General features: G+C 39.6%; 8 protein-coding genes. 5 read left to right on the top strand and 3 right to left on the bottom strand.

Annotation, left to right across the window (positions count from 1 at the left end; translation table 11 throughout):
* Positions 1-305: fimbrial protein (locus ACHB7C_RS08300; RefSeq protein ID WP_395346986.1), on the bottom strand; the 305-nt coding region annotated here is incomplete at its 3' end.
* 863 nt (positions 306-1,168) lie between these two features.
* Here ACHB7C_RS08300 and ACHB7C_RS08295 point away from each other — a divergent pair.
* From ACHB7C_RS08295 to yjiA, 4 genes are all read left to right on the top strand, one after another.
* Entirely contained in the window at positions 1,169-1,618 is a 450-nt protein-coding gene (locus ACHB7C_RS08295; protein ID WP_395346983.1) for a WG repeat-containing protein, read from the top strand.
* A gap of 430 nt (positions 1,619-2,048) precedes the next feature.
* Entirely contained in the window at positions 2,049-4,202 is a 2,154-nt protein-coding gene (locus ACHB7C_RS08290) for a carbon starvation CstA family protein (RefSeq protein WP_042848244.1), read from the top strand.
* 102 nt (positions 4,203-4,304) lie between these two features.
* Positions 4,305-4,508, top strand: a complete 204-nt coding sequence (locus tag ACHB7C_RS08285) for a YbdD/YjiX family protein (protein WP_042848243.1) — start codon at positions 4,305-4,307, stop codon at positions 4,506-4,508.
* A 36-nt stretch (positions 4,509-4,544) separates the two neighbouring features.
* Positions 4,545-5,507 carry a GTPase gene (gene yjiA / locus ACHB7C_RS08280; RefSeq protein ID WP_048608108.1) on the top strand — a complete coding sequence of 321 codons (963 nt, stop codon included), beginning with the start codon at positions 4,545-4,547 and terminating at the stop codon, positions 5,505-5,507.
* A 106-nt stretch (positions 5,508-5,613) separates the two neighbouring features.
* Here yjiA and ACHB7C_RS08275 read toward each other — a convergent pair whose 3' ends face one another.
* Both ACHB7C_RS08275 and ACHB7C_RS08270 read right to left on the bottom strand, forming a co-directional pair.
* A complete protein-coding gene (locus tag ACHB7C_RS08275) occupies positions 5,614-6,933 on the bottom strand; it encodes a serine dehydratase subunit alpha family protein (RefSeq protein WP_042848237.1) in 1,320 nt (439 codons plus the stop codon).
* A 210-nt stretch (positions 6,934-7,143) separates the two neighbouring features.
* The gene (locus tag ACHB7C_RS08270; RefSeq protein WP_042848235.1) at positions 7,144-8,490 is read right to left on the bottom strand and encodes an MATE family efflux transporter; all 1,347 of its coding nucleotides are present in this window, start codon (positions 8,488-8,490) and stop codon (positions 7,144-7,146) included.
* A 197-nt stretch (positions 8,491-8,687) separates the two neighbouring features.
* Between ACHB7C_RS08270 and ACHB7C_RS08265 the strand changes: the two genes are divergently transcribed.
* Positions 8,688-9,584 carry a diaminopimelate dehydrogenase gene (locus ACHB7C_RS08265; RefSeq protein ID WP_042848233.1) on the top strand — a complete coding sequence of 299 codons (897 nt, stop codon included), beginning with the start codon at positions 8,688-8,690 and terminating at the stop codon, positions 9,582-9,584.
* Positions 9,585-9,709 lie beyond the last annotated feature (125 nt).

Raw genomic sequence — 9,709 nt, 5'->3', positions numbered from 1 at the left:
GCTTCACCTGTTGCTAAGATAGAAACAGTCGTTGCATCAGCAGTTTGGTTTGCAGAATCGTCATAAACTTTAGTACAGTTATTTAAAACTAAGTTAAAGTTTGCTTCAGATAATGCTTTAGTTGTGTTTAGGTTTTCAGTTGAGTGTGTACCTAAGCTAACTAAATCTTTAGAAGCGCTGATATCACAAGTTGCAGCAACTAAACGTGCATTAAAGTTAACAGTTGCATCTTGTGCAGCAAAAGCTTGAGAAGAAAGAGTAGCAACCGCGAATGCACCAACTAAAGCAAGTTTATTCAATTTCATAATAATCATTCCTAAGTATGTGAGAACGTCTTAATTTAAAGATTAAATTAATGGGTATATAAATTTTAGAATTACAGATTAAGTTTTTATTTTATTAATGAAGATTTAATATGATTTATCTCATTATTAAATCCAAAAAATAAATACATTTATTTGGCTATTTAATAAAAAATTAAATTAGCTTAGGGTTAAAAACTTAATTTTAAAATATCTTTATGTCTATTTAATTAACTCTTGTCTACCAGAGTTCGTGGATAATATTAATTCTACTCATATAGGTTGTCAAACCGGTGGGGAATCCATTTTTATGGTTTTCAAATAGTTTTCAAATTGTTATTTTTATCTGATATCAATAAGTTATGTGTTTTATATGTAACTTAACTGATATTTCGAGAGGTATTTCAGTGTTATATACCAAGAATACGTTCATTGTTGAGTTTATTCAGACATAAATACCGAAATTAATATTTGTACATAATTTGTCGCTAAAAATAACACACAAGATGCGTATGCGGGCTAAATGTTACGAATAACTACGAGGTGTGATAAAAATGCCTATTATTTATTTTCTATTAACACTTAAATTAATCTTGATCATTTTTTTGGTAACGTACATAGAACACCATTAATTAAAAGAAGATAGTTGTTAGCCTCATCGAAATAGGGGGAAATGTGAAAACAATGTTTTTTCTATTTTCTCTCTGGGATTATTCTTATAAAAATTTGCTATTTCTGTTTATTCTGAGTTTCACACGGGGAGATACTCGTTATAGTATCTAGTGTATAAGTGAAATCACTAAGCGATAGTGTCTGATTATCATAAAGAACAATTGATACAGGCTGACTTAAAACAAGGGAAAACCATGATGCATTATTTTATAAGTGTTCTTTCATTAGTTTTTGTCTCTTTTTTGTCTGTTGGGCAAGGTCTTGATGAACAATTTCGTTTATGGGTTTCTGGTGAGAAAGACAATATTCAGTGTTTTGACAACCAATCTTATTTTCAATATTGCTTACACAAACTACCGAATAAGGGGTTAGTTGTGGTCGATAAGAAGGGGGATGAGGTTTATCAACTTTATTATTTTGATAATTGGCCTGATGAACCTCAAGAGGGGTTATATCGGTTTCGTAAAGGGAACAAAATAGGTTTTGCAGACGAAGTCACAGGGAAAATTGTATTCGATGCTATTTATGATTGTGCTTACCCTTTTAAAGGTGGGAAAGCGAAAGTCGGTATTGGTTGTGAAACACAAACGGATGGCGAGCACAATTGGTGGACAGGTGGTAAATGGACAACAATTACTCACTAGTAACGTGTTTTGATATTTAAACACATTAATTACGAATGATTGGCTGTTTTTACGTTTTATTTGCCATTTATTTACAATAATACTCATTTTAGTTAATTAATTTATAGTAATTAACTAATTGAAAACTAATTGTAATTGTTATTTAGATCACAGTTTTTATCTTGTTTAACCCCCCTAAAAACCATTCACAGCAAAAAATAAACCGCTTAAGTCTGTATAACACCGCTTAGCATAACTTTAAACAATGACGGCGTATAATTTATTACCATAGACCCCATGGCAGAACTCATTTTTATTTTTACCGTTCAACCACTGCCAATAAAAAATCATCAGTGATGAATGACACGCTAGCAATAAATAGTTATCCATTTTTCACTGATGGTAAATACAAAATCAAAGGCATGTTCGTTTTACCTCAGAAGGGTGTTCTATGAACAAAAATGGCATTTTAAAGCATATTCCGTGGATGATCCTTGGAATTATTGGTGCAGTCTGTTTAGGTGTAGTCGCGCTTAGACGTGGCGAGCACATCAGTGCGCTATGGATAGTTGTTGCTTCTGTAGCGGTCTATCTCATTGCATATCGATATTACAGTTTATACATCGCTAAAAAAGTGATGAAGTTGGATGAAACTCGTGCAACACCCGCCGTCATTAATAATGATGGATTAAATTATGTACCAACAAATAAAAACGTTCTTTTTGGTCACCACTTTGCCGCAATTGCAGGGGCGGGGCCATTAGTTGGACCGGTGCTTGCTGCTCAAGTTGGTTATTTACCCGGTACGTTATGGTTATTGGCCGGGGTTGTGCTTGCGGGCGCGGTGCAAGACTTTATGGTGTTGTTTATTTCTTCACGCCGTAATGGGGCATCATTAGGGGAGATCGTTAAGGAAGAGTTGGGGCCAATCCCTGGTACTCTAGCACTTTTTGGTTGCTTCCTTATTATGATCATTATTCTTGCTGTATTAGCATTGATTGTGGTGAAAGCTCTAGCGGAAAGTCCATGGGGGGTATTCACTGTTTGTTCTACAGTACCAATCGCATTGTTTATGGGGATATATATGCGATATATCCGGCCGGGACGTGTGGGTGAAGTTTCGGTTATTGGTATTGTATTACTTGTCGCATCAATCTGGTTCGGTGGGGTGATTGCTCATGACCCATATTGGGGACCTGCACTGACCTTTAAAGATACAACTATTACTTATGCATTAGTTGGCTATGCATTCATTTCTGCATTATTACCTGTTTGGTTAATTTTAGCGCCACGTGACTATTTAGCGACCTTCTTAAAAATTGGGGTCATCGTGGGTTTAGCCATCGGTATTGTTATTCTTAACCCTGAACTGAAAATGCCAGCAGTAACACAATTCGTTGATGGAACTGGCCCAGTTTGGAAAGGAACATTATTCCCATTCTTGTTCATTACCATTGCATGTGGTGCCGTATCTGGTTTCCACGCATTAATTTCTTCGGGAACAACTCCGAAATTATTAGCAAACGAAAAAGATGCGCGCTATATCGGTTATGGTGCCATGTTAATGGAATCTTTCGTTGCTGTTATGGCGCTGGTTGCTGCTTCAATTATCGAGCCTGGTCTATATTTTGCTATGAATACACCGCCAGCGGCTTTAGGTATTACAATGCCTAACTTGCACGAACTCGGTGGGCCTGACGGCGCAGCTATTATGGCTCAACTGAAAGATGTTTCTGTTCATGCGGCGGCAACAGTCAGCTCTTGGGGCTTCGTAATTTCACCTGAACAAATTATGCAAACGGCGAAAGATATTGGTGAGCCGTCTGTTTTGAACCGTGCGGGTGGTGCGCCAACTTTAGCTGTCGGTATTGCATTTGTATTCCATGAAATTATGCCAGCGGCAAATATGGGCTTCTGGTATCACTTTGGGATCTTGTTTGAAGCGCTGTTTATCTTAACTGCACTTGATGCAGGAACTCGTTCTGGCCGCTTTATGCTGCAAGATTTGTTAGGTAACTTTGTTCCATTCCTGAAGAAAACGGACTCATTGGTTGCGGGTATTATCGGTACCGCAGGGTGTGTTGGTCTATGGGGTTACTTACTGTATCAAGGCGTTGTTGACCCTCTGGGTGGTGTTAAGAGCTTATGGCCATTGTTCGGTATCTCCAACCAGATGTTAGCTGCGGTTGCATTAGTCTTAAGTACAGTTGTTCTGATTAAGATGAAGCGCAGTAAATATATAATGGTTACCGTATTACCAGCAGTATGGTTATTAATCTGTACTACTTGGGCGCTAGGTCTGAAACTATTCAGTGATAATCCACAATTAGAAGGCTTCATGTATTTAGCTAAATCTTATAAAGATAAGATTGCAGCGGGTGGTGCGGAATTAACGGCACAAGAAATTACTAATATGAATCACATTATTATTAATAACTACACCAATGCTGGCTTGAGTGTTCTATTCTTAGTGGTTGTTTACGGTATCATTTTCTATGGTATCCGCGTCGGGATGAAAGCACACAAAAATCCGCAGCGTACAGATAAAGAAACACCTTATGTTCCTGTACCGAAAGAGGGCGTGAAAGTTTCATCTTCACATTAAGTCACCCTTCAATCATGCTGAGTTACCGAAAGGTACTCGGCAACTGAAAGGTCGCCCTACATTGTGTATTCATAATGTAGGGCATTTACATTGGAGAGACTGATGTTTGGAAACCTCGGCAAAACAGGTAAGTACCTTGGGCAAGCTGCGCGTATGTTAATCGGTATCCCTGACTATGATACTTATGTGCAGCATATGAAAGATAATCATTCCGATAAACCGGTGATGACGTATAACGAGTTTTTTCGTGAAAGGCAGGATGCACGATATGGTGGCAGTGGCAAAGGCGGGTTTCGCTGCTGTTAATGATTACTTCGGTAAATGAATGCGGTGGGGGTAATAATGAAACCAATTAATGTCACAATTTTAACCGGTTTTCTCGGTGCAGGTAAAACGACACTCCTTAGTCATATTCTTCATACAGAGCATGGCCATAAAATAGCGGTGATTGAAAATGAATTTGGTGAAGTGCCTATCGATAATGCATTAATTGGCGATCGAGCGACACAAATTACCACATTAAGTAATGGATGTATTTGTTGCAGTCGTTCCAATGAATTAGAAAATGCATTATTAGACCTATTAGATGGGTTGGATAGTGGGAAATTAGACTTTGACCGTTTAGTGATTGAATGTACTGGCATGGCAGATCCAGGGCCAATTACTCAGACGTTTTTTTCCCATGAGGTATTGTGTGAACGTTATTTGTTAGATGGTATTATTACTTTAGTGGATGCCGTTCATGCAGAGAAACAACTGAATGATTTTGCTATTGCTCAAGCGCAAATTGGTTATGCTGACCGCATTTTACTCACCAAAACAGATATTGAGCCGAATACTGAAGCTTTAATTGAACGCCTACAACGGATCAATGCGAGAGCTCCGATTTACCCTGTTATTCATGGGGACATCAATTTAAATTTATTATTAGATATTGAAGGTTTTTTACTCGATTCAACACTGAATGTGAAACAACCTACTTTCCGTTTTGCACCTAAACAACAAAACGAGGTGGGGTCGATTGTACTTGAATTTGATTACCCTGTTGAACTGATGGAAGTTTCCCAAGTGATGGAAGATTTGTTGCTCAGTTTTGCTGATAATCTATTGCGGTATAAAGGTATTTTATCCATTAAGGATGAACCTAAGCGGCTCTTATTTCAAGGGGTTCAGCGTCTTTATAGTGCAGATTGGGATAGAGATTGGGAAGAGGGTGAACAACGTAGCAGTGTGTTAGTCTTTATTGGCATCGACCTTCCTGAAGCGATGATCCGTGAAAAATTTGCGGCATTAGAAGCCAAATAAAGCATGGCTGAAAAACGGATTTAAAGCGGTTTATTTCAACGAAAAGTCATTAGCGCTGATGGGGAGCAATGAACTTTAAGGTACCATCAGCGTTCAAGACGAAGAATTAACGTGCTTTAGCAGCCATAATCTCAATGATTTGCACATCCGTATATTTCATTGAACCAGCAGCAAGTGAGCATAAATTAGCGATAGATTGGTCAACATCGTCAGAAACAATCCCATCAGACCCTTTGACACAGCTATTATCTAACGCCATGAGTACGGCTTTATAGGCTGCACTTGCACTCGTGGAAACTTTCATTGCACAACTGTTTGATGCACCGTCGCAAATCATCCCACTGACATCGCCAATCATGCTAGAAATTGCCATAGCGACAACTTCATAGCGGGATTCTAATAACCAGGCTATCCCCGCGGCAGCACCCATTGCAGCGGTAGTTGCTGCACATAGCGCCGACAGGGCTGGGAGTTGATTATGGATGTAAATTGCCATTAGGTGCGACAACATTAATGCACGAGCCAGTTGCTCCTCAGAGGACTGTAAATAATCGGCGGTGACAACAACAGGCATGGTTGCGGCAATACCTTGGTTACCCGAACCTGAGTTGCTCATCGCGGGTAAAACGGCCCCTCCCATACGCGCATCAGAGGCTGCGGAGGTGCGGATCATAATTTCTGACATTAGATCTTTTGACAGCAAGCCACGGTCACGTTGAGTTTGCAGTGTTTTACCAATATGTAAACCATAGACATTACGTAGCCCTTCTTGAGATAACGCTTCATTTAAATGTGCGGCTTCTAAGATGAAACGAATATCTTCCAGTGGTGCTTGGGTCGCAAATTGATAAACTGACTTCGCGGTGACAGGGGGAAGGGCAACATCTGCTGCACAGTCAGCAGCATCATCGGATTGAGGTTTGTTTAATGTAGCATCGAAGCATATTTGCTGGTTATGAATGATTTTAACGATATTTGTGTGAGAACCCGCAATAATAACGGTAGCTGAACCCGTTTGTGTATACACCGTTGCTTCTGAATATATAACGTCACTGCATGGATGTTTAATATCAACGGTGATAGCTCCTTGTTCTAACATCGTTTTACTTAGCGCAATGGCCTGCGCTGATGCGGATTTTAGAACTTCTAAACCCGCTTCTGCATCACCGCCAATGGCGCCTAATGCTGCTGCGATAGGCAAACCCACCATACCGGTTCCAGGAACGGTGACACCCATACCATTTTTCATTAAGTTTGGTGAAACGAAGGCACAAACACGAATAACTTGCCCATCAAGGAGGGACGCCGCTTTAGCCGCTGCATATGCCAATGAAATTGGCTCAGTACAACCTAAGGCTGGCTTGACTTCTTGTTTTACCGCATTGATAAAATATTGCCAAAGTAATGGTTGTGATTGAGCATGCATGGCAAGTCCCCCTTAATAAAATCTTTTTTGATTTTGTTATTTTAAACAACAAGCTGGAGAAAAACTTCGCTATGTTTGGGGGGATATAAGATGCAAAGAGAAAAATTTTCCCTAATTTAATTTATAAAGAATAAATTTTCCCAATGTTGAACTCGCTCACTTTGCCCTGCTGCTTAAAAATGAGCAAGACAAAGTGATCATAGTAGGTTACTAACTTTCAAGGTCTAGGCGTTTGCTTTGCCATTTGCGTGAACGCCAGCGCCATGCATTGGTTAAACCACGTAACCATTCATCGGCGAAGAAACCGAGCCAAATACCGAGTAAGCCCATTTCCATTTTAATGCCTAAGAAATAACCTAATGGAATAGCGACACCCCACATAAAGATAATTGCAGTGCACAGTGGAAAACGGGCATCTCCTGATGCGCGTAATGCATTCACCATCACAATATTAATGGTCCTACCTGGTTCTAAAAAGACAGACAGTAAGAACAGTGGCAATAGTAGTTCAATAATACCTTGGTCATCAGTAATGTTATTTAGGATAGGGTCACGTAATAACCAAAAGGCGATCACCACACCAATAGTGACGTAGAACCCCATCTTGAGGCTTTTCACTCCCCGATTAAAGGCATCTTCAAAACGTTTTGCACCAACAAGGTGACCAACCATAATTTCATTACCAATACTGATAGAAATACCAAATAGCATGATAAATAAGGATAATTGAAAATAGAGTGTCTGCGCTGCTAGTGAGGTTTCGCCCATTAAACCAATAAAGGCAGAAGCCGTCATAAAGTGTAGGATCCAGACAAGGTTTTCCCCTGCAGAGGGGAGACCAATATGCAAGATTTTGCCCAGCATTTTACGTGACCAGTGGACCAACATTATCGGCACAAATTTGATACGTAGGCCATAAAACAGCAGGCAAAAGAGTAGGATCACGGCAACAACACGACCGACAACTGTCGACCATGCAACGCCTTCAAGACCGTATTGAGGTAAGCCAAAGAAACCATAAAGTACAATAATATTTCCAAAAACAGTAATTACGTTGGCAATCAATGTAACCCACATGGCTGGCTGAGCCTTTCCATAAACCCGCAAGCATGCGGCTAAAATAATGGAAATGGCTTCAGGTATTAAGCAAATACCTAAAATACGTAAATAAGTATAACCGTCAGCCATCAAATGTGATGGCATATTCATAATGGTTAAAATACTGTAACCAAAAAATAAAGCGACGAGGGCACTAGAAAAGCCAAGAATAAAGTTAAATGCGATAGAAATATGGATCGCTTGGCTTGCCTTTTCACGGCGTCCAGCCCCTAAATATTGAGCAATAACAACACTGCACCCCACACTAATAAAGTTAAAAATAGTAATAAAAAGGTCAAACACTTGGTTACCTACACCCATTGCAGCTAAATAGGCAGTAGAAACGTGGCTGACCATATAGGTATTAATTAATAAAGTGGCCAAATGGAGAAAAATATCGATAAAAATTGGCCAGCTGAGCGAAAAGAGTGATCGCTCAGTCACATCGGATTGATGCATTGAGAACCTTTATATTCATAAGTATTTGGGAAAGTATTCTGAACCGCTAATTCTACATGGATTCCAACAATGAAAATAGGGTTAAAATGCTTCCATCTGAATAAAGCTAATGTTTTGTTTACTTTTACTTATTCTGTTAGATTTAATTTCGCTATAAATTAATTAATAAGCAACATCAGAACTGTATAGGAGTAAAAATGACAAAAATTAAAGCAGCAATAGTGGGCTATGGCAATATTGGTCGCTATGCACTAGAAGCTGTTCTAGCCGCTGAAGATTTTGAGCTGGTTGGCATCGTGCGTCGTAATACACAAGATATTCCTGCTGAACTTTCCGCTTATAAAGTGGTTGATGATATTGAAAAGCTAGGGAAGGTAGATGTTGCTCTACTGTGTTCGCCAACGCGTGCGATCGCGCCATTAGCAGAAAAAATACTGGCCAAGGGGATTAATACTGTTGATAGCTTTGATGTTCACTCAGATATTGTGGCGTTAAAACACCGTTTAGATGACGTGGCTAAACAGCATAATAGTGTGGCGGTTGTCTCTGCTGGCTGGGACCCCGGCTCAGATTCTATCATGCGTACTTTAATGTTAGCTATGGCGCCAAAAGGTGTGACTTATACTAACTTTGGTCCCGGTATGAGCATGGGGCACAGTGTGGCAGCCAAAGCCATTGATGGGGTAAAAGATGCTCTATCTGTGACTATTCCGTTGGGAACAGGGGTTCACCGCCGCATGGTATACATTGAACTTGAAGCGGGTGCAAAGTTTGATGATGTGGCTCAAGCCATTAAAGCGGATAGTTATTTTTCATCAGATGAGACGCATATTCGCCAAGTCGATAGTATTGATGCACTAAAAGATGTTGGTCATGGCGTTCATATGACCCACAAAGGGGTTTCAGGGGCAACACATAATCAGTTATTTGAATACTCAATGCGCATTAATAACCCGGCGTTAACCTCACAGTTTATGGTTTCTGCTGCTCGAGCTACCATGAAGCAAGCTGCGGGTGCTTATACTGTGATTGAAATCCCACCAGTGAATTTCCTGCAAGGTGACTTAGATACATTAATTGCCAAATTGGTTTAATCACAATAGGTAATTTTTCATTAATGGCATGGAGGTTCATTCCATGTCATCTTGTCTTAATTTATTACAGTTGTTCTTACGCTAAGTTTGTTATTCAGATTTAAGGCACTGTTTATTATTTGTAT

The sequence above is a fragment of the Providencia sp. 2024EL-00732 genome, assembly GCF_044006275.1.
Lineage (GTDB): Bacteria > Pseudomonadota > Gammaproteobacteria > Enterobacterales > Enterobacteriaceae > Providencia > Providencia huashanensis.
This window is presented reverse-complemented; position numbering and strand designations above follow the sequence as displayed.